Genomic DNA, 23,283 nt, shown 5'->3' on the forward strand with positions numbered 1-23,283 from the left:
GAGTGTTAGTGCTTGATCATGACATGGCGAACAATCGTGTAATCCTCGAGCCCGTACACCGACATATCTTTGCCATAACCAGACTGTTTTTGCCCACCGTGCGGCATCTCGCTGACCAGCGTGAAGTGGGTATTGACCCAGGTGCAACCATATTGCAGACGAGCACTGAACCGATGCGCGCGGCCGACGTCCCGGGTCCAGACAGAAGATGCCAGTCCGTATTTCGAATCATTCGCCCACGCCAGTACCTGGTCTTCATCATCAAATACGGTCACGCTGACCACCGGGCCAAAAACTTCCCGCTGCACGATGGCATCTTCTTGCTTCGCCCCGGCCAGCAGCGTTGGGGCAAAGTAGTAGCCTGCGCCGTCCACTTTTTTACCACCGGTGATAACCTTGATATGCCCCAGGGCTTTGGCCTCATCGACCGCTTTGGCCACGCGATCAAGATGTGCCTGCGAACTTACCGGTCCCAGCTCCGTCGATTCGTCGTTCGGCGCGCCAATTTTCAGGCTGGCAACCGCCGCGCCAAGTTTCTCAACCAACGCGTCATAAATGCCTTTCTGGGCATAGATTCGACAAGCGGCGGTACAGTCTTGTCCGGCGTTGTAATAACCAAAGGTTCGCACGCCGCTCACTACCGCATCCAGATCCGCATCATCAAAAATGATGACCGGGGCTTTGCCGCCCAGTTCCATATGTGTGCGCTTAATTGAAGACGCGGTATGCTGGATAATGTGTTCGCCGGTGGCAATAGAGCCGGTCAATGAAACCATGCGGACCTTTTCATGTCCGGTCAGCGGATCGCCCACGGTTTTTCCACGGCCAAACAGCACGTTGACAACGCCTGCCGGATAAATATCTTTGGCAAACTCGGCCAGTTTAAGCGCCGTCAATGGGGTAATTTCCGACGGTTTAATCACCACGCAGTTCCCCGCCGCCAGCGCCGGAGCCAGTTTCCACGCCGCCATCATCAGCGGATAGTTCCACGGGGCAATAGAGGCGACCACGCCCAGCGGATCCCGGCGAATCATTGACGTATGCCCTTCCAGATACTCTCCGGCGGCCTGTCCTTGCAGGGTGCGGGCCGCCCCGGCGAAGAAGCGGAAAACATCGACGATGGCCGGAATTTCATCGTTGAGCACACAGTGCAGCGGCTTACCGCAGTTGAGCGATTCCAGCTCAGCGAAGGTTTGCGCGTTATCCGCGATAGCATCCGCCAGTTTCAGCAGTAACTCGGAACGTACTTTCGGTGTGGTTTGTCCCCAACTGGCAAAGGCACTGTCGGCCGCACGGACCGCGGCATCAACCTGCGTGGCTGAGGCCTCGGCAATCTCCAGAATGCATTCACCAGTTGCAGGGTTATAGACTGGCTGCTTTTCACCTTCACCGTTGACCAGCTCGCCATTAATCAGTAATTGATGTTGCATAGCAATTTCCCATATCGTCGTTTATTTACCGTTTCCGGCGAGAGTGTCGCCTTCACGCGTTAGCCACCAGGCCCCTAAAATTGGCAGTGTAGTCACCAGCATTACCAGCAATGCCACAACGTTGGTGACAGGCACATCCCGTGGACGACCCAGTTGATTGAGCAGCCACAAAGGAAGTGTTCTTTCATGTCCGGCGGTGAACGTTGTCACGATGATTTCATCAAATGACAAGGCAAACGCCAGCATTCCGCCCGCCAGCAGTGCTGATGCCAGGTTCGGCAGCACCACGTAACGAAAGGTTTGCCAGCCGTTGGCGCCAAGATCCATAGACGCTTCAACCAGACTCCATGAGGTACGGCGAAAACGCGCCACAACGTTGTTAAACACCACCACCACGCAAAACGTCGCATGCCCCACCACGATCGTGAGAAAACCCGGTTCCAGGTTGATGGTTTTAAACGCCGTCAACAGCGCCAGACCGGTGATGATCCCCGGTAACGCGATTGGCAACAGCAGCAACAGCGATATTGCACTCTTGCCAAAAAAGTCCCTGCGCCACAGCGCGGCAGCGGCCAGCGTCCCCAGAACGAGAGCAATAGCCGTCGACAATGCAGCGATTTTAAGTGACAACGTCACAGACTCCAGGATATCGCTACGCTGCGCCGCAACGCTAAACCACTTCAGCGTCAACCCCTGCGGTGGAAAACTAAAAGCAGCCTCCTCAGTATTAAAAGCATAGGTGGCGATGATGAGGATGGGAAAGTGCAGGAAAATAACCCCGCCCCATGCCGCCAGTTTGAGTAACCAGGGTGCGCGTTCAGAGTGCATCGAAAGCTCCCAGACGCTTCACGAACGCCAGATACAGTGCGATTAACACAATCGGCACCAGAGTAAATGCCGCCGCCATCGGCATATTGCCGATCGCCCCTTGTTGCGAATACACCATGTTGCCGATGAAATACCCCGGCGGTCCCACCAGTTGCGGCACGATAAAATCGCCCAACGTCAGAGAGAAAGTAAAGATAGATCCCGCCGCGATACCGGGTATTGCCAGCGGAAGAACCACATAGCGGAAGGTTTGACGCGGGCGCGCGCCCAAATCAGCGGAAGCCTGTAACAGTGACGGCGGAAGCCTCTCCAAAGCGGCCTGTACCGGGAGGATCATAAACGGCAACCAGATGTAAACGAACACCAGAAAGCGCCCTAACCCTGAGGTCGACAACGTATTGCCGCCGACAGCAGGTAGCGTCAGGAACGAAAGCAGCAGCGGCTCCAGCCCAAGATGGGTTAAAAACCACTGCGCCACACCGTCTTTCGCCAACAGTAACGTCCACGCGTAGGCTTTAACAATGTAACTGGCCCACATCGGCAGCATCACCGCAATGTAAAAAAAGGCTTTCATTTTGCCGCTGGTATAGCGCGCCATATACCACGCCATCGGAAACGCCAGAATCGCGCTGGCAATGGTGACCGCTATCGCCATCGTCAGGGTACGCAAAATGATGTCGTAGTTGGCGGGATTAAACAGCGCCTGCAGATTCGCCAGCGTCAGGTCCGGCGTGACCGACATGGTGAAATCGTCGAAGGTATAAAAACCTTGCCACAACAGCGTCAGCAGTGAGCCAAAGTAGACGATGCCAAACCACATCAGCGGCCCGAGAAGCAGTAAAAACAGCCCCAGCCCCGGATTACGCCAGAAAAAACCGGAAATCTTGTTCAGATTTGTCGGTTGCGATGGCGAATGTAAGACGTTCATAGCCATTCACCTCTCCTCAACCAACGGCACCATCACGTCGCGTGACCACGATGCCATCACCTGCTGACCCGGCGACAGCGTTGACGGCAGCATTTCTCCCGTCAGGTTCGCCTGGCTCACCAGTAATTTTTCACCGCCAGCCAGTTTCAGTTCAAACCGTGTCGCCGCGCCCTGGTACTGCACCGCCTGGATGACTCCCGGAGCCTGGACGTCTCCCCCGGCATCATTCAACCGAATGTGTTCCGGACGCAGGGAAAACATTCCCTGTAGCCCGCAAACGTTCGCTGACATCGTGGCATCAAAGACATTGGACGTCCCGACGAAGCTCGCCACAAACGGTGTCCGTGGACGCATGTACAGTTCACGCGGAGAATCCACCTGTTCGATACGACCGTTATTAAACACCGCCACACGGTCAGACATCGACAGCGCTTCGCCCTGATCGTGAGTGACAAAAATGAAGGTGATACCGAGAGATTGCTGTAACTTCTTCAGCTCTAATTGCATCTGTTCGCGCAACTTAAGATCCAACGCCCCGAGCGGCTCATCCAACAGCAGAACGCGCGGTTCATTGACCAGCGCCCTGGCAATCGCCACGCGCTGACGTTGTCCGCCGGAAAGCTGTGACGGTTTGCGCTCATGAACAAAACCGAGTGCAACTTTATCAAGCGCCTCACGGGCTTTGGCGTGACGCTGTTTTTTATCAATCCCTTTGACCATCAGCCCGTAAGCGACGTTGTCGAGGATCGACATATGTGGGAATAGCGCGTAGTCCTGAAATACCGTATTGACGTCCCGCTCCCAAGGGGGCAATTCGCTGGCCTGTTTTCCAAAAATGGTGATTGCGCCGCCTGAAAGCTGCTCGAACCCGGCAATCAGGCGCAGACAGGTGGTCTTGCCGGAGCCGGATGGCCCCAGCATTGAGAAAAACTCCCCGTCGTTAATCGCAATACTCACGCCATCAACTGCACGAACATCCCCGTACAGACGCGAGACGTTATGAAACTCTACTGCGTACGTCATAAAACCCCCAGCGGAATTAACGACCGCCCATAATGGCGATGTAATCCTGCGTCCAGCGACTGTAAGGAACGAATTTGCCGCCTTCCGCAATTGGCGTTTTCCAGAAAGCGATTTTGTCAAAGTAGCTATAACCGTTGGTTTCACAGCCCTTTTCACCCAGCAGCGGGCTGGCTTTACATCCTTCAGGCACCACTGGCAGAGAACCAAACCAGGCCGCTACGTCGCCCTGTACTTTCGGGGTTAATGACCAGTTCATCCATTTGTAAGCACACACCGGGTGTTTCGCTGCACTGTGCAGCATGGTGGTGTCAGCCCAGCCGGTAACCCCTTCTTTTGGGAAAACCGTGGCAACAGGCTGCCCTTCGGCTTTCAGGGCGTTAGCCTGATAAGGCCAGGCGCTGGATGCCACCACGCCTTCGTTTTTGAAGTCACTCATTTGCACAGTGGTATCGTGCCAATAACGATGAATTAGCGCATGTTGATCGCTCAGGACTTTGATAACCGCCTGGTACTGTTGTTCGGTGAGTTGGTAGGGATCGGTGATGCCTAATTGCGGCTGGGTGGCTTTAACGAATAACGCGGCATCGGCAATATAGATCGGACCATCATAGGCCTGCACACGTCCTTTATTGCTTTTTCCATCCTCGAGTTTTTGCTCAACAAACACCACGTTCCAGCTATCCGGCGGCGTTGGGAAGGTTTTGGTGTTATACATCAGCAAGTTTGGTCCCCACTGATACGGGGTGCCATATACTTTTCCGCCAACGTTAAACCACTCGCCTTTCACCACGCGTGGATCGATAGTTTTCCAGTTTGGGATCAGCGCGGTGTTAATCGGCTGCACGCGTTTACCCATAATCAGACGCAGTGAAGCGTCACCGGACGCGGTCACCAGGTCGTAGCCGCCTTTTGCCATCAGGCTGACCATCTCATCCGATGTGGCCGCCGTTTTCACATTGACCGCGCAGCCGGTATCTTTCTCAAACTGCGAGACCCAGTCATATTGTTTATCGGTTTGTCCGCGTTCGATATAACCCGGCCAGGCAATAATATCCAGGCGGCCTTCTGGTTTATCTAATGATGTCGGGGGTTCGGCTGCCTGTGCAGTCATCAGCGTCATACTGAGCGCACACAGGCTACTGAGGGCAAATTGCTTGCTCATAACATCTTACTCCTGTCTAAAAAATATTGAGCGGCAGCCTTGCCGTAAATATATGTCCTTTCCTAAAAATAGTCGGGGTGTGCTAAGCGTTCCTGCTGGCGCAAGGAAATTTAATCAGGTTGTGAGCTAACGCTCATTACGCTACTGATTCAGACTGGGTGTTTTAATCTTCTGGAATATAGACAAGGAGTTAGGTGCAGAGGTGGCAATAGTTAGAACTATTGATTTTTTGTATGGTAGCACCCGATATAAATAACATCAGAGTTCGGTATTCTCTATTTCGAAAATAAGAACGCACTATTCTTTTATATTGAATAGCGCGTTACATTTTATTTCATCATGTCGCGAATTAATTTTCCAAGCTGTTTCACCGCCAGTTCCTCGCGTTCTCCCCAATGCCATGCGGTATTAAAGCGAAAGAAACGTGTCCAGCTCCCCGAGGTTGAGAACATTTTTCCCGGCGCAATGCTGATGTGGTGCGCCAGCGCTTGCGTACTGAGCTCTCCCGCATCCAGCGGTTCCGGCAGTTCGAGCCACAGAAAATAGCCGCTGTCGTTGTGGTGAATTTTGACCTCCGCCGGAAGATGGCGCAGTAGCGTTTGCCAGGCCTGCTGTTTGCGTTCCGCAAGCTGACGGCGTAAACGACGCAAATGCGCGTCATAGCGTCGTGTTGACAGATAGTCGACGAGTGCAAGCTGCATGGGAGAACTGGTGGATAAGGTGCTCATTAGCTGGAGTCGTTGAATGCGCCGGGCATGTTTCCCTGCCGCCACCCAGCCAATGCGAAATCCGGGCACCAGGCATTTTGAAAATGATGAACAATGCAGAACGCTATCGCTGCGATCCCAGGCTTTAGCGGGGAGCGGTTTTTCCCGGCCAAAGTAAAGTTCGCTATAAACATCATCTTCAATCAGCATCACATGATATTTCTCCAGTAATGCAACCAGATGCGCTTTTTTCTCTGCGCTGAGCGTAAACCCCAGCGGATTTTGGCTGTTGGTCATCAACCAGCACGCTTTTACCGGATACTCCTGCAACGCCTGCTCCAGCGCGGCCAGATCGATCCCCTCTTTGACATCAGTGGCAACAGACAGCGCCTTCAGACGTAATCGCTCCAGTGCCTGCAATGCGCCATAAAAACAGGGGTTTTCGACAATCACCCAGTCCCCCGGTTCAGTGACCGCCTGCAGACTCAGGTTGAGAGCTTCAAGCGCACCGGTGGTGATCACAATTTCGTCAGGTGAAATGGTCATTCCCTGTTGGGCATAGCGACGGGCAATGGCATGGCGCAATTCATGATTCCCCGGCGGCAGGTTTTCAATCACGCTCATAGCCGTGGCCGTTTTACTCACCTGCGCCAGCGAGCGGTTTAACTGCTGAAGGGGAAACAGACGCGGGTCAGGGAATGCAGAGGCAAATGGCATTACTGACGCATCCCGGCTGGCCTGCAGCATATCAAAAATGTAGGTGTTGATATCCACCGCTTCGTCGCGCATCACCTGCACCTGAGGTGCTGCAGAATGACGTTCAGGGCGCGCGGCAACATAATAACCCGACTGGGGCCGGGCAATAATCCGCCCCTGGCTTTCCAGCAACTGATATGCGTGGCCAACGGTCATAAAACTCATCCCGCTACTGACCACCTGCTCACGCAATGAAGGCAGACGATCGCCGGGTTGCCATACGCCAGACGCGATTTGATCGCGAATTTGCTCTGCCAGTCGCTGGTACTTTTTCATCTTTCGTCCTGATTACCGGTGTTGGTGACAACCACTATATATATCAGTTTACATAATCAAGATATTTTTTATAACTGTTATAGTTAACAGTTTTACAACATCGTTACCGACAGTTCTTTTCCTAAAGCGCGGGCAGCTATCTGCACAGCATCAATTTTTGTCGCGTGCTTTAAATCGAATAAACGGGTGATTTCCTGCTTAGGCCTGCCGATCCTGTTTGCCAACTCCTGCTGGGTAATATTCGATTCAAGGAAGGCATTTAACAACAGAACCTTAGACGCAACGCTCAGTGGTATTTCCACATAGTCAGCGCCAGCGACAACCGCTGAAGGCAAAGGAATCGGTTCGTTATCGTCGAAATAGAATTCAAAAGCGGTGACCAATGCGGCCTGCGCAGCCTGCAAAGCATCATGGCGAGTTTCTCCCTGAGTCAATGCTTCAGGAATATCCGGAAAAGACACCATGAACCCACCTTCCACGGCGGGTATTAGATTAACGGGATAACGCATAATTTTCTCAAAATTTCTCATATAGTCAGCCTTATAGAGATGATGATTACTGTAAGCCAGGCTGCTTTTGGATCGCTTTTCGCAGGGCCTCTTTTATCTCATCACCAGGATGCCTGGGCATAACGCTACGCCTTGCCTGATACCTCAACTTCAGATGATTTGAGCCGTTTGTAACTTTAACTCCCTGAGATTCAAGCCAGCGTCTGAACTCACTTTGCTTCACTGCGCCTCCCTGTCGTCTATTATATACACAAAGTAAACATTTATGCTTACTTTTTTGATTGTGTTGCTATTAATAACGCAAAATCACTAGCGTGGGGAGGACGCTATTTAATAACAGGAATCCAGCTTCCAGATTTCATATCAGCCAGGCCAACCTATAACAGAGCGACAACTGTTATGGTTAAAAAGAACTGTTCTGTTTCTGCCCTCCATTGCTTCCCAGGCTTAGAATTGCGCCAAATCAATTTTACCTGCGGAGTTAAGCATGTTCGGTCTTGACGCGTTTCACCTGGCGAGGATCCAGTTCGCGTTTACGGTATCCTTCCACATTATCTTTCCGGCCATTACCATCGGCCTCGCCAGTTATCTGGCAGTGCTCGAAGGGCTGTGGCTAAAAACGAAAAATCCCACCTGGCGCTCGCTATATCATTTCTGGTCGAAAATATTCGCCGTAAACTTTGGTATGGGCGTGGTTTCCGGGCTGGTGATGGCCTATCAATTCGGCACCAACTGGAGTGGTTTTTCCGAGTTCGCCGGGAGCATCACCGGACCGCTGCTGACCTATGAAGTATTAACCGCCTTTTTCCTCGAAGCGGGTTTCCTGGGCGTAATGCTGTTCGGCTGGAATCGCGTGGGGCCAGGCCTGCACTTCTTCGCGACCTGTATGGTTGCGTTGGGTACCATTATTTCTACCTTCTGGATCCTCGCCTCCAACAGCTGGATGCAGACGCCGCAAGGCTATGAAATCGTTAATGGTCAGGTTGTTCCCGTCGACTGGTTCGCCGTTATTTTCAATCCTTCATTCCCTTATCGTTTGCTGCATATGTCCGTTGCCGCCTTCCTCAGCAGCGCGTTATTTGTCGCCGCTTCTGCGGCGTGGCATTTGCTGCGCGGAAATAATACGCCAGCTATTCGCGCTATGTTTTCGATGGCGCTGTGGATGACATTAATCGTCGCCCCGCTCCAGGCATTGATTGGTGATATGCACGGTTTGAATACGCTGAAACACCAGCCGGCAAAAATTGCGGCGATTGAAGGACACTGGGAAAATCCGCCCGGTGAACCCACTCCGCTATTGCTGTTCGGCTGGCCGGATATGGAACAGGAGCGTACCCGCTATGGACTGGAAATCCCGGCGCTGGGCAGTCTGATCCTGACCCACAGTCTGGATAAACAAGTCCCGGCCCTGAAAGAGTTTCCTAAAGAAGACCGGCCCAATTCAACCATGGTGTTCTGGTCGTTTCGCATTATGGCAGGGCTAGGCATGCTGATGATCCTGCTGGGCGCGATCGCCCTGCGGCTACGTTACAAGCAGCGGCTATACACCTCACGTCCTTTCCTGCGTTTTGCATTATGGATGGGGCCCTCCGGTCTGATTGCCATTCTGGCTGGCTGGGTAACCACTGAAGTTGGCCGTCAACCGTGGGTGGTCTACGGTCTGCAACGTACCGCGGATGCCGTTTCCGCGCATGGCGATTTACATATGAGCATCAGCTTGCTGTCATTCTTTGTGGTGTACAGCTCCGTATTTGGCGTCGGTTACAGCTACATGATCCGCCTGATCCGTAAAGGGCCACAGGAACATGAACCGTCAACGCCGCCATCCGGCACGCCTGCACGACCGCTTTCTGCTGCAGTTCTCGATTCTCAACCGGAGGCTCACCGCTAATGGGTATCGATTTATCAGTTATCTGGTTTGTCATTATCGTGTTCGCCACGTTGATGTATATCGTGATGGACGGTTTCGATCTCGGTATCGGCATTTTATTTCCTGCTATTCAGGATGCGGATGACCGTGATGTGATGGTGAATAGCGTCGCCCCCGTGTGGGACGGCAATGAAACGTGGCTGGTACTGGGCGGAGCCGGACTATTCGGCGCTTTCCCCCTGGCCTATGCGGTGATTGTCGATGCGCTGACGATCCCACTCACCCTGATGCTGCTCGGCCTGATTTTTCGCGGCGTCGCTTTTGAGTTTCGCTTCAATGCCACGCCGGCACATCGACCATTCTGGGATAAAGCTTTTCTCGGCGGTTCAATTCTGGCGACATTCACTCAGGGCATCGTAGTAGGTGCAGTACTTAACGGATTTTCTGTCACCGGACGCAGCTACAGCGGCGGCCCTTTCGACTGGCTGACCCCGTTCACGCTGTTCTGCGGTGTTGGCCTGGTCGTAGCTTACGCCCTGCTGGGGGCCACATGGCTGGTGATGAAAAGCGAAAATCCGTTGCAGGATAAAATGCGCCGTGTGGCCAAAAAACTGCTGCTGGCGATGCTGGTTGTTATCGCCATTATCAGCCTATGGACGCCGCTGGCGCACAGTGCGATTGCCGAGCGCTGGTTTAGCCTGCCTAACCTGTGGTTCCTGATGCCGGTTCCGCTGCTGGTGGTGTTGATCAGCATGTGGTTGTGGCGCTCGCTGGACCAACAGCACAGCCATGCACTGCCCTTTGTTTTGACGCTGGGATTGATCTTCCTTGGGTTCAGCGGTCTGGGGATCAGCATATGGCCGCATATCATTCCGCCATCCATTACGCTCTGGCAGGCGGCAGCGCCTGCGCAAAGTCAGGGCTTTATGTTGGTTGGCGCCCTACTGATTATCCCGATAATCCTGGTGTATACCTTCTGGAGCTACTACGTTTTCCGCGGCAAAGTTCAACATGGTGAGGGGTATCATTGATGCAACAATCAATCTGGAAACGCCTGATGTGGCTGGTGATCCTCTGGGGCGGCAGCGTGCTGGCCCTGGCCGCCGTCGGTATGTTCTTTCGTTTACTGATGACGGCTGCTGGCTTTAAGTCCTGATACCCTCCCTGAAAACAACCGGGCAGCGCGATGCTACCCGGTTGTAACAAATCCCAACGTTGACCAAACAAAAATGCAAAAAACATCTCATTGGCAAAACAGAGATTGCCATTTCCCCGATTAAAATATTGAATAGTCACCTGGCGAAATTATCGCCACTTCCGCTGCTAACGTACCAGAGGGTTCATGATGTTTAAGAAAGGGTTAACGGTGTTATTGCTGGCCAGCGCGCTTTTTTCGGGTCAACTTCTCGCAACCAATCAGGGACATGAGTATCTTCAGGTGCAGGATGCCGATCACGTATTACGGCACACCGCCGACAGCGATGAACTGCGCGTGACGGCGGAAGAATCCGCCGCCGATCTTCGCGAACATCATTACTGGCAAAAATCACGCAAACCCGATACTCACCAGGGTTAAGGTTTACGCTTTGGCAATGTTTTCATCAGTTCTTCGGGACTGACGGAAGCGACGATGCTGCCCGGCAACGGCATTTTCAGAATATGATGTTTCATCTTGCCGATTACATGCATTTCGCACGGTCGGCAATCAAATTTCAGCGTCAGAACTTCATCGCCGTTTACCAACTGCATCGGTGTCGCTTTCCAGCTCTTGATGTTTCCTTTCGCCTGTTTCGGACACAGGTTAAATGCAAAACGCAGACAATGTTTGGTGATCATCACCGGCACATCGCCCTTTTCTTCATGCGCTTCATAGGCCGCATCAATCAACTGAACGCCATAGCGGTGATAAAACTCACGCGCTTTATGGTTGTAGACGTTTGCCAGGAAGCTCAGATGCGTTTGTGGATATACCGGAGCCGGCTGTGACACTGGTTTGCGACTGCCGCGCTGATAGTTTTGCAAACGCGCCGCATCCAGCATGTCGACAGCTTCACGTCGCAGTTGATTGAGTTGACCGTTTGGCACAAACAGCGCCCCCGGGAGATTAACCTGAATATCGCGGGCGTAATAAAGCGTTTGTCCAAGTTTGGCCAGACCATCCTGCAGGTTGCTTAACGCTTTTTCCGCATTGTTCGCTTCGTCAAAGTGGCCGTCCAGCGTATGCGTGATGCTCACCCCCTCTTCACTGGTGAGCGTCAGGATCAACTGCTCCTGCCAGCCGCCCAGTTCAATATCAACCGCGATACGACGTTCGCTGGAGGTTTTGGTTAACGCCTGCTGCCAGTTATGATCGAGATTACGGTTCAGCGGATGATGCGCACGAACTTTGTGCAAATCGGCTGGCATTTCATTCGGCCACACCCGATATCGATTGTGCCCCGTTTTTTCAACGGTATTGGCACGGAAACCAACCACCTCACGCTTGATTAATACGTTCAGACCATCGCCGTTCGCCAGCGGCTCGGTGACCTCAACATCCAGATGATCTTTCGCGACCTTCAGAACTTCACCAACCGGCAGACCAATGAATTTTGGCGAGTCAAACGCGCCGATATCGCCCTTACGCGCATTGACAAAATAATCGGTGCTACCGCGATGGAAGGTTTTTTCCGTGGAGGGGGTAAAGAAATGTTCGGTGCGTCCGGCTGATGAACGGGCAAGGTCGCCGCGCTCTTCAATGATGGCGTCGAGCATCTGACGATAATGCGCGGTAATATTCTTCACATAGCTCATGTCTTTGTAGCGCCCTTCGATTTTGAAAGAGCGCACGCCTGCATCAATCAACGCGCCCAGGTTGGCGGTCTGATCGTTATCTTTCATCGACAGCAGGTGTTTTTCATAGGACACCACGCGCCCCTGATCGTCTTTCAGGGTATACGGCAGACGGCAAGCCTGGGAGCAGTCGCCGCGATTAGCGCTACGTCCGGTTTGCGCATGTGAAATATAACACTGACCTGAATAGGCAACGCACAACGCACCGTGAATGAAAAATTCAATAGTCGCGTCCGTGGCCTGGTGGATGGCGTTAATTTGCTCAAGGCTCAGTTCCCGCGCCAGGACAATCTGGGTAAATCCGACATCAGACAGAAACTTCGCCTTCTCGACGCTGCGAATATCACACTGCGTGCTGGCATGCAGCTCAATGGGGGGAATATCCAGCTCCAGAATCCCCATATCCTGCACAATCAGAGCATCAACACCGGTCTGGTACAGATCGGTAATTAATCGCTGTGCGGGCTCCAGTTCATCATCGTGCAAAATCGTATTCAGCGTCACAAAGATTTTCGCCCCGAAGCGATGAGCGAATGGCACCAGTTCGGCGATATCTTTCAGGCTGTTGCTGGCGTTATGACGCGCGCCAAATCCCGGTCCGCCAATGTAAACGGCGTCTGCGCCGTGCAGAATGGCTTCGCGCGCAATGGCGGTATCCCGAGCCGGGCTTAACAATTCAAGGTGATGAGGTTGCTGGCGCATACAGTTGTTACCATCCACAAGCGGTAAAAATGGCGGCTATTGTAGTCACAAGCGCGGCATTTCGGAATAGTTTTCCCGATCAACTGCGCGGGTAATGGATCAGCGAATGAAAGTGAACCGTTTGTTCACCGCTGTTACGGTAACTATGGGCCGTATCGCCGGCAAAACGGACACCTTCACCGGCTTTAATGGTACGCCATAGACCATCAATGCACATATCCAGCAGTCCACTAATCACCACTACGTGCTCTATAACACCGCTTTCATGTGGCGTGGATTCACTAAGCGCGCCGGGCGCCAGCAGTATCGAAAAGTGATCGAAACACAACTGAGGATCCCATGGGAACAGCGGTGTGACGACCATCGCCTGGTGTTGGGGATCGAAAGACGGCGTGCCGTCTGACTCAGGAGGCGAAATAAACGTTGAAAATGGGACATTCAGCCCGGTGGCGATTTTCCACAATGTCGCCACTGTAGGGCTGGATTCATTGCGCTCAATCTGCCCCAGCATCGCTTTTGACACGCCGGTTTCCTCCGCCAGACGCGAGAGGCTCCATTCCCGCTGGTGGCGCAGCGTCCTGAGCGTCGTCGCCAGATAGTGAGTTAAGTTATCCATGTTTCTCCTCCTTCGCCCTTCCTTCTCAAGGCTACAGCTTAGCACTTGTACGCTATAACGCACAGTGCTACAGTGGCTGACCGTTATAACGCACACGGAGTTGCTATGCGCACATTTTCAATCCCTCTGCCTACTGTACTATCAGGTTTTGTCGCGGTGCTGGTCGGTTATGCCAGTTCGGCAGCCATTATCTGGCAAGCGGCGCTGGCCGCAGGTGCGACGACAGGGCAAATTGCGGGTTGGATGACCGCGCTGGGAATAGCGATGGGCGTTAGTACGTTGGCGCTGACATTATGGTATCGCGCCCCTGTTCTCACTGCATGGTCAACGCCCGGCGCCGCACTGCTGGTTACGGGCCTGCAAGGGGTAACGATTCAGGACGCGATCGGTATTTTCATCGTGGCTAACGCCTTAATTGTGCTGTGCGGCGTAACCGGACTCTTTGCCCGACTGATGAAAATAATCCCCCACTCGCTGGCGTCAGCCATGCTGGCCGGGATCCTGCTACGCTTTGGCCTGCAGGCGTTCAGTAGCCTTAATAGTGAGCTTATCTTATGCGGTAGCATGCTGGTGGCATGGTTAGCGTTTAAAGTCATTGCCCCACGGTATGCGACAATCGCCGCGATGCTGATAGGTATAATCATCGCGCTGATAAAAGGTGACATTGTCACTAATGAGGTAAGTTTATCTCCAGTGTTACCTGAGTTTATCGCCCCGCATTTCTCATTTGCCCACAGCATTAGCATCGCCCTCCCGCTGTTTCTGGTCACCATGGCCTCGCAAAATGCACCTGGTATCGCCACCATGAAGGCGTCAGGTTATGCGTTACCCGTTTCACCGTTGATTGTCTTTACCGGTCTGCTGGCGCTGCTGTTTTCCCCTTTTGGCGTCTATTCCATTTGCATTGCCGCCATAACCGCGGCAATTTGCCAAAGTTCCGAAGCGCATCCTGATGCAACGCGACGTTGGCTTGCCGCGGCGGCGGCGGGTGTCATCTATCTTTTGGCAGGGGTTTTTGGCGGTTCGGTCACCGGACTGATGGCGGCCTTGCCCGTAAGCTGGATCCAAATGCTGGCGGGCCTGGCGCTGCTTGGCACGATTAGCGGCAGCTTATACCAGGCATTACATCATGAATCCGAGCGTGATGCGGCTATCATTACTTTTCTGGTCACTGCCAGTGGCCTGACGCTATGGGGGGTTGGGTCTGCATTTTGGGGGCTGATCGCCGGAGGTGTGTGCTACGCGGTGTTTACTTTATTTCGCCGCACGTAACTGCGTTGGCGTTTTACCCGTCACCTGCTTAAACCGGTTGCTGAAATGGCTCGCTGAACTGAACCCGCAAGCCATCGCAATATCCGACAAACTGCGGGAAGAATGACAGACCAGATGCTGGGCTAATACCATGCGTCGTTGCATAACGTACTGATGCGGCGCCATATTCATTGACTGGCGAAACATTCTGGCAAAATGGAACTCACTCAGCGCCGCCTCACTTGCCAAATCGCTCAGGGTAATGGGGTACGCCAGATGCGCTTCTATGTAGGCCAGTACATTGCGCAATGTGGCAGGCGCAAGTCCCCCGGTGACAACGGGCAACTGCCATTGGACGTTGCTGTAATGCTGGATCAGATGCGTGAGCAGTAGCGAAGACGCGGCGCTGAGCGTGAGATGGTTGGCCGGTTGTTGCCAGTCATTCCCGAGTAAAAACTGACGATAAACCGCTGTTATCCCCGGATCGCTGCCAAACGTATGCTCATCCAGCGTGAAGCTATAAGGGCTTTTGTCCCAGACTTTTTCACCCACTTCGCGCAAATGGCCGTCCGTACAATAGAGATGAACAAAGGAAAGATCGTCACGAATATCCCAACTGGATTCGCTCTCTTTCGGCATCAGGCAAAAACGGTCCGGCCCACCGCCATTCTTCCAGCCGCCGGCCGTCTTGTGGTAACTCTCGTAACCATCGGCGATGTATAAGCTGAGGGTATGGTGATCGCAATACTGGGTAATGGTATCACGCTTATTTGACCAGGCCGCCAGTTGGATCCCTGAATGTAACGCAACCGACTCGTGCAGCACGGCATTGTGTTTGCGTAAGTTTTCAAAGGCACCGTAGGGCTGAGACATACCATCACATTCAAAATAAGTTAGCAGGCTTTCAGTCTATATCAGCTACATATTGTTAACAGCTTCCTTTTCACATTTGCGCGAAAAAAAGCGCAAGATTTTGCAAGTCCACCGCAATCTGATGAAAGCCCCCTGCTACCCAACGTGACACAGTGTGCGCCTGAAGATCAAAAAGAGAGAGTTGTATGAACGCACTATTGTACTGCCTGGTGGTGGTGATTTGGGGGACGACATGGATTGCCATTTATCTGCAACAAGGACCGGTTTCAGCGCCGGTTTCTATCTTTTGGCGCTTTGCCGTTGCCAGCTCGGTAATGATAATAATCCTGCTGGTTAGCGGTAAATTACGCAAACTATCTGGTCGTGACCATCTGTTTTGTCTGTTACAAGGCGGATGCGTTTTTTGCTTTAACTTTTGGTGTTTTTATACGGCTGCGGCGTGGATTAACACGGGCCTTGAATCGGTGATTTTCTCGATGGCCGTCCTGTTCAATGCGGTCAATAGCTTTCTGTTTTTCGGTCAAAAACCGCCGATGCGCTTTTATATTGCCGCCGGTCTCGGTCTGACTGGCATTGTCACCCTGTTCTGGCAGGACTTACTCAACAGTGGGTTCAACCATTCACTTCTGCTGGGCATCGGCTTAAGCGCTCTGGGAACCTTTGGTTTTTCATTGGGCAACATGATAAGTCTGCGCCATCAGAAAAAAGGGCTGGAAGTATTGACCACCAATAGCTGGGCCATGTTGTACGGTACATTTCTGATCGCCGCTATTGCGCTGGTGCGTGGCGATGACTTCACTCCGCAGTGGACTTTCAGCTATCTTAGTGCACTGCTGTACCTGGCTATTTTTGGTTCGGTGATTGCCTTTGGCGCCTATTTCACACTGGTCGGTCGCATTGGTCCCAGTAAGGCCGCATACAGTACGCTGCTTTTTCCTCTGGTCGCACTGACGCTGTCAACATTGTATGAAGGGTATATCTGGCAGGTAAATGCGATTGTGGGATTAGTATTGATTTTGCTGGGGAATCTGGTGATGTTTGCCCGACCAGAAGCGCTGATGGGTAAGCTCGTATATCGTCGCCGGACGGCATAAAAAAACGCACCATCCTTAGATGGTGCGTTCATCATTATTATTGTGTTTTTTTGTTCACATCAAACATGGAAGCATCAGTCGCCATGTCATCAACAACTTTCTTCAACGTTTCGAACGCCATCGGCGTGCTTTCGTTGTTCAGATCTTTACCTTCACCCTTACGTACAACTTTAATGACCGGTTTATTGGTCGCCGCATCAATCAACTCACCCTCGAAGTAGAGGTTGGTATCCATGGTACGGTGGCCCGTTGCCATTTGCGTTCCCGCAACCAGCAGCGCAACCGGGATCACTTCGTAGAACTGCAGCCCTTCTTTACTGGTCGCTACACCGGTAATTGCCCCGCGGAAAATCAGGCTACGTGGCCCAGGGGTAGTCACCAGGGGTTTACGTTTACTGATTGCGGATTTCAACTGTGTATTGGTGTAGGTCAGTAGTTGATCAAGAACCTTCTGCCCTACCTGCGTTGTAGGTTTAGGAACCGGATAATACGTTACCGGGTTATATACAATGTTGTCATATTTGGATTCGTTGTAGTTCGGGTCAACCCAACGGAGTACCGTTTGTCCGGTTGCCGATTTTGTTTCCTTCAGATCAGAGTAATTTTTTAAAAACCCAGAATATTTATCCGGTTCGGTCACTTTTGACGCACAGCCGGATAATGCCAACAAGCCAGTAAGCACTGCAACTTTAAATAAAGTATGAGTACGCATGAAACGATCCCTTTAGTTTTCGCAATGATGCCTAAAAAGAATAGCAAAACAGATTCATTTTGGATGCACTAAAAATGGTAAGGACCGCACAATTTTATCTTTGCGCTCAACATAAAAAATGCTGAACGCAGAGAGAGTTAACCCAGACAGGAACTTCAGACAGTTTTGCGTGCCAGCATAGTAGCAAAGCGCAGTTTAATGCGATTACCATTTTCATCCGTACGATGAAGTTCACCCACTTCTTCGTTGTATTTCAGCAGATCCCACCCGCTGTAATAGTTGCGTAATTCACCCGTTTTAAACGCAAACGGAAAACCAACAGTGCACGGGAAATCATCAGTGTCCATTGCCGCAACGATTAAATTATATCCGCCTGGCTTCGTGCAGCGCTGCATATTATCTATCAGTCCCGGGATAGTTTTAGCCTCAAGGAACATCAGCACAACGGTAGAAAGAATAAAATCATATTCGCCATCAAAGCGTAAGGCGTTAAGATCCGCGACTTGCGCATGCAGGTTGGTCAGTCCTTCCGCCGCTTTAATACGTTCAAGGTTCGCTATGCTCATGGGGTTTTTATCCCATGCGGTAACGTCATAGCCGTTTGCCGCAAGGTACAGGCTGTTACGACCATTACCGCAGCCCAGATCTAATGTTTTACCTGGCGCGACCACTTTTGCCGCTTCAACAACATCGGAATGCGTACGGGTTAAATCGTATTTCTCAGTAAAGTAGTTTTCGTCGCAATGAGTCATCATTTATCCTCAGATTTCAGTAGTGCAGCACGTTCTGTGCGGATAAGCAGCTTTCCCTGCAGCAGCAAAGCAAGCGTACGTATCAGTAATAATGCAATGATAAAATTGGTAAAAATAAACAGAGGGATAGACAGCGTATGAAAAAATCCTGATTCGCTGCCGTGTCCCAGATGCAGGCCCGTCGTCGCCAGGGCCGACACGCCAAACGAGAAGCTCCAGAACGAGGCATTAAATGGTTGCGACAGGTACCATGGCATGAGACGTAGCATAAACAGAAGTTGCAGCAGACCATAGCCGAACAGCATTTTGGCTAACGTATCCCCCTCACCGCCGTTGACGCTAAGCCAGGCGCTGCAAGCGACCAGCGCGGGCGCCAGTTGAATGCCAAGAGAAGTCCGTAAGACCGCTGGCAGTTCCCCGCAGCTACGTAAACGTTGCAGGATCACCGGTTCCAGGCTGAGCCAGGAAAATACGCCTGCCCCCAAAAACACCATTCCGGCATCATTGAAACCAAGCGCACCACAAGCCATTGCGCTGATAAAGTTATTGGCGACGGTCGGCAGATACAGACCAGGCGTGGTGGCTTCCTCTGGATGCGCTCCACGCCATAACCCTGCCGTTTGCCAGGCCGCGTACGCCAGTTGTATCACCACGCCAATGCTGAATAACCCGATCGCCAGCGGTCGATACCAGGGAACAAAGCCAATGGCTACCAGCATGGTTGTGGCCGGAAACAGACTGACAAAGCTACTCATCACCGGGTGACGAATTTCAGCCAGTACGCTGTGCGGGAAGTGCAGCAAGCGATACATAAAAGCCAGCGTCAGCAGCCCCCAAATGGCCATGGCGAGAATCACTAAACCGTCGCCAATCCAGTGGCTCACCGGCCAAATCTGGCTGGCATAGCGCCAGGCGAATCCCATCCCGATTGTCCCCAGTACCATGCCAAAATAACCGGCCGGAAGATTGAGGACCCGTTCACTCTGTTTGCTCTTACTCATTTTGTTTATTTTTTAAAGTATATTTGAAATGCATTTTATGGAATTTCAGCCGGTTTAGCCAGTGCGGAAAACTTTGCTACGTTTAACTAAGGTGCGCAACATGGAAATGAGCAATGACCAAATATCGACTCAGCGATGAGCTTCGCTCCTTTAGTTACCAGGATAATGGCAATAAAAAAAGCGTATTACTACGCCAAATCATTGCGCTCATTGATTTTAATGATGTTACCGCCGGTACACCTGGCGGCTGGATTGATGACGAAAGCGTCTTGTCGCAAAGCGGTGATTGCTGGATTTACGATGAAAATGCGCTCGCATTTTCCGGCGCATCGATAACCGGAAACGCCCGGGTTACTCAGGCAAGCGTCGTCAGAGATGGTGCGCAAATAGGCGATGCCGTGTGGATTGACCGGGCTGAAATCAGCCATCACGCACAAATACGTGACAACGTCACGATACAGGATTCGGTTATTCGCGGCGAGTGCCTTCTCTGGGGTAATGCACGCGTTGTATGTGGATCCGAAATCATTGCCGCCAGGGGACTCACTGTTGAAAACGACCAGTTGCTGCAGATTTACGATCGGGCGACCATCAGCAACTCACGCGTAGTGCATCAGGCGCAGATCTATGGCGATGCGAAAATCAACTACGCCTTTATTGAACATCGGGCGGAAGTTTTTGATTTTGCCCAGGTGGAAGGTAATGAAGAGAATAATGTCTGGATTTGCGATTGCGCCAAAGTCTACGGGCATGCGCGCGTCATCGCCGGAACCGATGAAGATGCTATTCCTACCCTGCGCTACAGTTCACAGGTGGCAGAACACGCGGTAGTCGAGGGTAATTGCGTGCTGAAGCACCATGTGTTGGTCGGGGGACATGCTACATTACGCGGCGGACCAATCCAGCTTGACGATCACATCCTGGTTGAAGGTCACGCCTGCGTTCTTGGAGAAGTGTTGGTTGAGAATCACATTGAGATAACCGGCCAGGCGCACATTGAAGCGTTTGATGGCGATGCTATTCATCTGCGCGGGCCGAAGGTGATCAATGGTGAGCAGCGCATTACGCGCACACCTATCGCAGGCTTATTCTGAGGGAACATCAATGATGCGGGCATAGAGATTCACATCATAGTAATCGCCATTGAGGAACTCCGCTTGTCGTAAACATCCTTCCAGTTGGAAGCCATTGCGCAATGCCACCCGGTTGCTCTCAACGTTTTCTACGCGGCATTTAATCACAAAGCGGCGAATTTCCTGGCGCTGCGCATAATGATGAATCAATGCCTGTAGCGCCAGGGACATAATGCCCTTACCCTGGTGAGCTTCATCCAGCCAGTAACCAATATAGGCCGCTTTGTTCAGCGGCTCTATCTGGTTAAACGCGATGACACCCACCAGATTCTGTTGTGCAAAAATCAGGAACATTTTGGCGTAGCCGCGCTGGTGCAACATCATATTTCCCTGCACGTTTTTGCGCGTGTCGTCCTCGGATTCGACAAACTGCGGCCAGTTCAGCGACTGCTGGAGCCAGGTTTTATTTTTCAGCACCAACTGATGCAGAGGGGTGACGTGTTGTTCTTCGACGGCACGCAGTTCCAGCGAATCATTAATGGTTATCACTTCTGGCATTTTCTTTCCGTTACGATCGTTAAGCAGCTAATTCTGCTCATCATAAAACAGGAAGGGCTTCCCTTTTGGAAGCCCTTTTACACAGCAAGCGCTGTTTTACTTAGCTCTCACCGACACTCTCTTTTTGCAAAATTTTGAGCAGATCTTCCTTCAGGTGGAGTTTCTGTTTCTTAAGGCGAACAATGTCCAAACTATACCCCCGACCATCCGCACCTTCCAGTCTGGAGATCTCATGATCAAGGCTGTTGTGTTTTTCGAATAAGGACAGAAAGCGAGGGTTCTCGGTTTTCAGTCGGGAAATAAGGTCTCTGTATTCTGGAAACATACTTTCTCCCTGTTAGTGGACAAGAACGTGTATAAGAAATACACAGCTCCAGAGTACCCATTTCCCATACAGAAAAATGCGAACAGGATCGAGTAAATAGCGTACAGACTATTTTCAGAAAGATTGCAGATACGGCTCCCCCTCAGGAGAGCCGTAAAAGGAGTGATTAACGCATCTCACGGTCGTCAACGTACTGACGTTTATCCGGCGCTGGCGGGAAGTACTGATACAGCCAGGTTTCGCTGATGGCGTCGCCCTGGCAACGCAGGAACATACGCATATCTACCGGGTCGGTTGAGTCAGACGTCGGATACCAGTCAAACTGGATACGGTAGCCGTCGATAGGCTCCACGTAGAGGATCTCAATTTGTTTTGCTTCACCGCTGGAGAGCGTTATCACCGGCTCAATGCCTTTCGGCGCAGCGGCTTTCAGATCGCCACCGACGAAGTCAACGGCAAAACGACGCGCCCATTTCTCCGGGTAGTGCTCGCCCGGCGCCCATCCTTCCGGGAAGCCGCCCATGCCTGTACGGGTCGCCATCACGCGAGCCAACGGCGAACGTACCGGCGGCTGCGCGCTCCAGTACAGACGATATTTAAATTCCAGCTCATCGCCGGCTTTAATCGACTTCTCCGGCTGCCAGAAGCAGACGACGTTATCCAGCGTTTCGCCAGTCGTCGGGATCTCCATCAGGCCGATGGTCCCCTTGCCCCACTGGTTACGCGGTTCGACCCACAGGCTCGGACGCTTGTTATACCAGCCCATGATGTCCTGGTAATGAGAGAAGTCGCGATCGAGCTGCAGTAAACCAAACCCTTTCGGGTTGTTATCGGTATAGGCATTGAACTGCAGTTTTTGCGGGTTATTCAGCGGACGGCAGATCCACTCGCCGTTGCCCCGCCACATCGCCAGACGATCGGAGTCATGAATCTGCGGGTGAATGGTGTCGCACATCCGGCGTTCATTGTTGCCGCAGCTGAACATGCTGGTCATCGGCGCAATGCCGAGCTGCTTGATGTCTTTACGCGCGTAGATATGGTTTTGTACATCCATGATCACCTGCGTTTTCTCGCAGTGGATCACGAACTTAAAGGCACCTGTTACGCTTGGGCTATCGAGTAGCGCATACACGGTAAAGGAGGTCGCGCCCGGTTTAACCGTTTCGAACCAGAAAGCGGTGAAATCAGGAAACTCTTCTTTACTGTCAGTATAGGTATCTACCGCCAGCCCACGCGCCGATAAACCGTACTGGTAGGTGTCATCCACTGCGCGGAAGTAGCTGGCGCCGAGGAAAGAAACCACATCACGACGAGCCAGTTCTGGCGCTTTAAATACGCGGAAACCCGCGAACCCGAGGTCAGTTTGCCCTTCCAGTTGTTTGGTATCCACACCCGCGTCGTTGTATTTAAACAACTCCGGACGGAAGTGGATTTCACGCGCCATATGCGTACTGTCATCGACCGAGAACATGCGAACCCGGCGGCGGAATCCCATTCCCACATGGAAGAACTGCGCATCAAGCTGACGATTTTCAACATTGTTCCACAGAGACTGCTCTGCGTCATATTGAATGCTGTTGTAGGCCTGCGGCGTCAATTTCGCCAGCGTGTCGGGTAACGCACGCGGCTCGCCGCCCCAGGGTTTCTGTGCTAAGTCGTGGGCCATCGATTGCAGAACGGAAAAATCAAAACGTACGGTTTTTCCGTCTGCAATGTCAGACTCTGCCGCAAAGGCGGCGCGGGAAAAGAGTGATGCAATACCACTGGTTCCGCACACGGCGGCCATTGCCATTGAACCTTTAATAAATCGTCTGCGATTCATGCCTGAAAGTGAGTCCTTCTGGTCGTGTAAATGGTCCCGCGCCGGTCAAAATCTGCGGCAAGAGAGTGCACATTTCTGACCGCTCACTCTAGACAAAATTCATTAATAATCCAATTGTTGGTCGCCGATTATCTGTACAAAATCGAAAATATTTTATGTCGATGGGAACAGACTGAATCCCGT

General features: G+C 52.1%; 24 protein-coding genes. 7 read left to right on the forward strand and 17 right to left on the reverse strand.

The window, feature by feature from the left end; genetic code table 11:
• Positions 1-5: 5 nt before the first annotated feature.
• From patD to FDW97_RS19085, 8 genes are all read right to left on the reverse strand, one after another.
• A complete protein-coding gene (gene patD, locus FDW97_RS19050; protein ID WP_085048168.1) occupies positions 6-1,430 on the reverse strand; it encodes an aminobutyraldehyde dehydrogenase in 1,425 nt (474 codons plus the stop codon).
• Between the two features lie 21 nt (positions 1,431-1,451).
• The gene (locus FDW97_RS19055) at positions 1,452-2,258 is read right to left on the reverse strand and encodes an ABC transporter permease (RefSeq protein ID WP_003020204.1); all 807 of its coding nucleotides are present in this window, start codon (positions 2,256-2,258) and stop codon (positions 1,452-1,454) included.
• A complete protein-coding gene (locus tag FDW97_RS19060) occupies positions 2,248-3,192 on the reverse strand; it encodes an ABC transporter permease (RefSeq protein ID WP_069324933.1) in 945 nt (314 codons plus the stop codon). The genes FDW97_RS19055 and FDW97_RS19060 overlap by 11 nt, the downstream gene beginning before the upstream one ends.
• Positions 3,193-4,209 (reverse strand): ABC transporter ATP-binding protein, encoded by a 1,017-nt coding sequence (locus FDW97_RS19065; RefSeq protein WP_121529078.1) that lies wholly within the window; start codon positions 4,207-4,209, stop codon positions 3,193-3,195. It lies immediately after the preceding gene.
• Between the two features lie 16 nt (positions 4,210-4,225).
• The gene (gene ydcS, locus FDW97_RS19070; protein WP_069324934.1) at positions 4,226-5,371 is read right to left on the reverse strand and encodes a putative ABC transporter substrate-binding protein YdcS; all 1,146 of its coding nucleotides are present in this window, start codon (positions 5,369-5,371) and stop codon (positions 4,226-4,228) included.
• Between the two features lie 329 nt (positions 5,372-5,700).
• Positions 5,701-7,110 carry a PLP-dependent aminotransferase family protein gene (locus FDW97_RS19075; RefSeq protein WP_069324935.1) on the reverse strand — a complete coding sequence of 470 codons (1,410 nt, stop codon included), beginning with the start codon at positions 7,108-7,110 and terminating at the stop codon, positions 5,701-5,703.
• Positions 7,111-7,202: 92 nt separating this feature from the next.
• Entirely contained in the window at positions 7,203-7,619 is a 417-nt protein-coding gene (locus tag FDW97_RS19080) for a type II toxin-antitoxin system HicB family antitoxin (RefSeq protein WP_087856629.1), read from the reverse strand.
• Between the two features lie 46 nt (positions 7,620-7,665).
• Positions 7,666-7,842 (reverse strand): type II toxin-antitoxin system HicA family toxin, encoded by a 177-nt coding sequence (locus FDW97_RS19085; protein ID WP_137351481.1) that lies wholly within the window; start codon positions 7,840-7,842, stop codon positions 7,666-7,668.
• A gap of 264 nt (positions 7,843-8,106) precedes the next feature.
• Between FDW97_RS19085 and FDW97_RS19090 the strand changes: the two genes are divergently transcribed.
• From FDW97_RS19090 to FDW97_RS19105, 4 genes are all read left to right on the forward strand, one after another.
• The gene (locus FDW97_RS19090) at positions 8,107-9,510 is read left to right on the forward strand and encodes a cytochrome ubiquinol oxidase subunit I (protein ID WP_085048164.1); all 1,404 of its coding nucleotides are present in this window, start codon (positions 8,107-8,109) and stop codon (positions 9,508-9,510) included.
• The gene (gene cydB / locus FDW97_RS19095; protein WP_087856574.1) at positions 9,510-10,520 is read left to right on the forward strand and encodes a cytochrome d ubiquinol oxidase subunit II; all 1,011 of its coding nucleotides are present in this window, start codon (positions 9,510-9,512) and stop codon (positions 10,518-10,520) included. Before FDW97_RS19090 ends, cydB begins: the two co-directional genes overlap by 1 nt.
• Positions 10,520-10,645 (forward strand): DUF2474 domain-containing protein, encoded by a 126-nt coding sequence (locus tag FDW97_RS19100; RefSeq protein ID WP_064507023.1) that lies wholly within the window; start codon positions 10,520-10,522, stop codon positions 10,643-10,645. The genes cydB and FDW97_RS19100 overlap by 1 nt, the downstream gene beginning before the upstream one ends.
• Before the next feature lie 189 nt (positions 10,646-10,834).
• Positions 10,835-11,065, forward strand: a complete 231-nt coding sequence (locus FDW97_RS19105) for a DUF2554 family protein (RefSeq protein WP_038640744.1) — start codon at positions 10,835-10,837, stop codon at positions 11,063-11,065.
• On the opposite strand, the gene FDW97_RS19110 is transcribed toward FDW97_RS19105, so the two are convergent.
• Together FDW97_RS19110 and FDW97_RS19115 are read right to left on the reverse strand one after the other, a co-directional pair.
• Complete coding sequence (locus tag FDW97_RS19110; RefSeq protein WP_110498016.1) at positions 11,062-13,023, reverse strand: U32 family peptidase; 1,962 nt, start codon at positions 13,021-13,023, stop codon at positions 11,062-11,064. The two genes, FDW97_RS19105 and FDW97_RS19110, sit on opposite strands and share 4 nt — an antisense overlap.
• Positions 13,024-13,102: 79 nt before the next feature.
• Entirely contained in the window at positions 13,103-13,639 is a 537-nt protein-coding gene (locus FDW97_RS19115; RefSeq protein WP_042308263.1) for a helix-turn-helix domain-containing protein, read from the reverse strand.
• A 105-nt stretch (positions 13,640-13,744) separates the two neighbouring features.
• Here FDW97_RS19115 and FDW97_RS19120 point away from each other — a divergent pair, with 105 nt between their 5' ends.
• Positions 13,745-14,911 (forward strand): benzoate/H(+) symporter BenE family transporter, encoded by a 1,167-nt coding sequence (locus tag FDW97_RS19120; protein ID WP_137351482.1) that lies wholly within the window; start codon positions 13,745-13,747, stop codon positions 14,909-14,911.
• Here FDW97_RS19120 and FDW97_RS19125 read toward each other — a convergent pair.
• Positions 14,894-15,763, reverse strand: a complete 870-nt coding sequence (locus tag FDW97_RS19125) for a helix-turn-helix domain-containing protein (protein ID WP_085048160.1) — start codon at positions 15,761-15,763, stop codon at positions 14,894-14,896. The two genes, FDW97_RS19120 and FDW97_RS19125, sit on opposite strands and share 18 nt — an antisense overlap.
• Before the next feature lie 185 nt (positions 15,764-15,948).
• On the opposite strand from FDW97_RS19125, the gene FDW97_RS19130 reads away from it, so the two are divergent.
• On the forward strand, positions 15,949-16,857 hold the full coding sequence (locus FDW97_RS19130; RefSeq protein WP_087856570.1) for a DMT family transporter: 909 nt from the start codon (positions 15,949-15,951) through the stop codon (positions 16,855-16,857).
• Positions 16,858-16,894: 37 nt separating this feature from the next.
• On the opposite strand, the gene FDW97_RS19135 is transcribed toward FDW97_RS19130, so the two are convergent.
• From FDW97_RS19135 to tehA, 3 genes are all read right to left on the reverse strand, one after another.
• Complete coding sequence (locus FDW97_RS19135) at positions 16,895-17,569, reverse strand: DUF3313 domain-containing protein (protein WP_085048158.1); 675 nt, start codon at positions 17,567-17,569, stop codon at positions 16,895-16,897.
• Positions 17,570-17,724: 155 nt separating this feature from the next.
• Positions 17,725-18,321, reverse strand: coding sequence for a tellurite resistance methyltransferase TehB (gene tehB, locus FDW97_RS19140; protein WP_137351491.1), 597 nt, complete (start codon positions 18,319-18,321; stop codon positions 17,725-17,727).
• Complete coding sequence (tehA, locus tag FDW97_RS19145; RefSeq protein WP_085048156.1) at positions 18,321-19,322, reverse strand: dicarboxylate transporter/tellurite-resistance protein TehA; 1,002 nt, start codon at positions 19,320-19,322, stop codon at positions 18,321-18,323. Before tehA ends, tehB begins: the two co-directional genes overlap by 1 nt.
• A 113-nt stretch (positions 19,323-19,435) precedes the next feature.
• Between tehA and ydcK the strand changes: the two genes are divergently transcribed.
• Entirely contained in the window at positions 19,436-20,416 is a 981-nt protein-coding gene (gene ydcK, locus FDW97_RS19150) for a YdcK family protein (RefSeq protein WP_137351483.1), read from the forward strand.
• On the opposite strand, the gene rimL is transcribed toward ydcK, so the two are convergent.
• The 3 genes from rimL to FDW97_RS19165 form a co-directional block, all read right to left on the reverse strand.
• Positions 20,408-20,953 (reverse strand): 50S ribosomal protein L7/L12-serine acetyltransferase, encoded by a 546-nt coding sequence (rimL, locus tag FDW97_RS19155; RefSeq protein WP_137351484.1) that lies wholly within the window; start codon positions 20,951-20,953, stop codon positions 20,408-20,410. The genes ydcK and rimL overlap by 9 nt on opposite strands.
• 100 nt (positions 20,954-21,053) lie before the next feature.
• Positions 21,054-21,278, reverse strand: coding sequence for a YdcH family protein (locus tag FDW97_RS19160; protein WP_038640766.1), 225 nt, complete (start codon positions 21,276-21,278; stop codon positions 21,054-21,056).
• 166 nt (positions 21,279-21,444) lie between these two features.
• Complete coding sequence (locus tag FDW97_RS19165; RefSeq protein ID WP_038640767.1) at positions 21,445-23,100, reverse strand: glucan biosynthesis protein D; 1,656 nt, start codon at positions 23,098-23,100, stop codon at positions 21,445-21,447.
• Positions 23,101-23,283: the final 183 nt, after the last annotated feature.

Origin of the sequence: Citrobacter sp. wls708 (genome assembly GCF_005281255.1) — a bacterium.
GTDB lineage: Bacteria > Pseudomonadota > Gammaproteobacteria > Enterobacterales > Enterobacteriaceae > Citrobacter > Citrobacter werkmanii.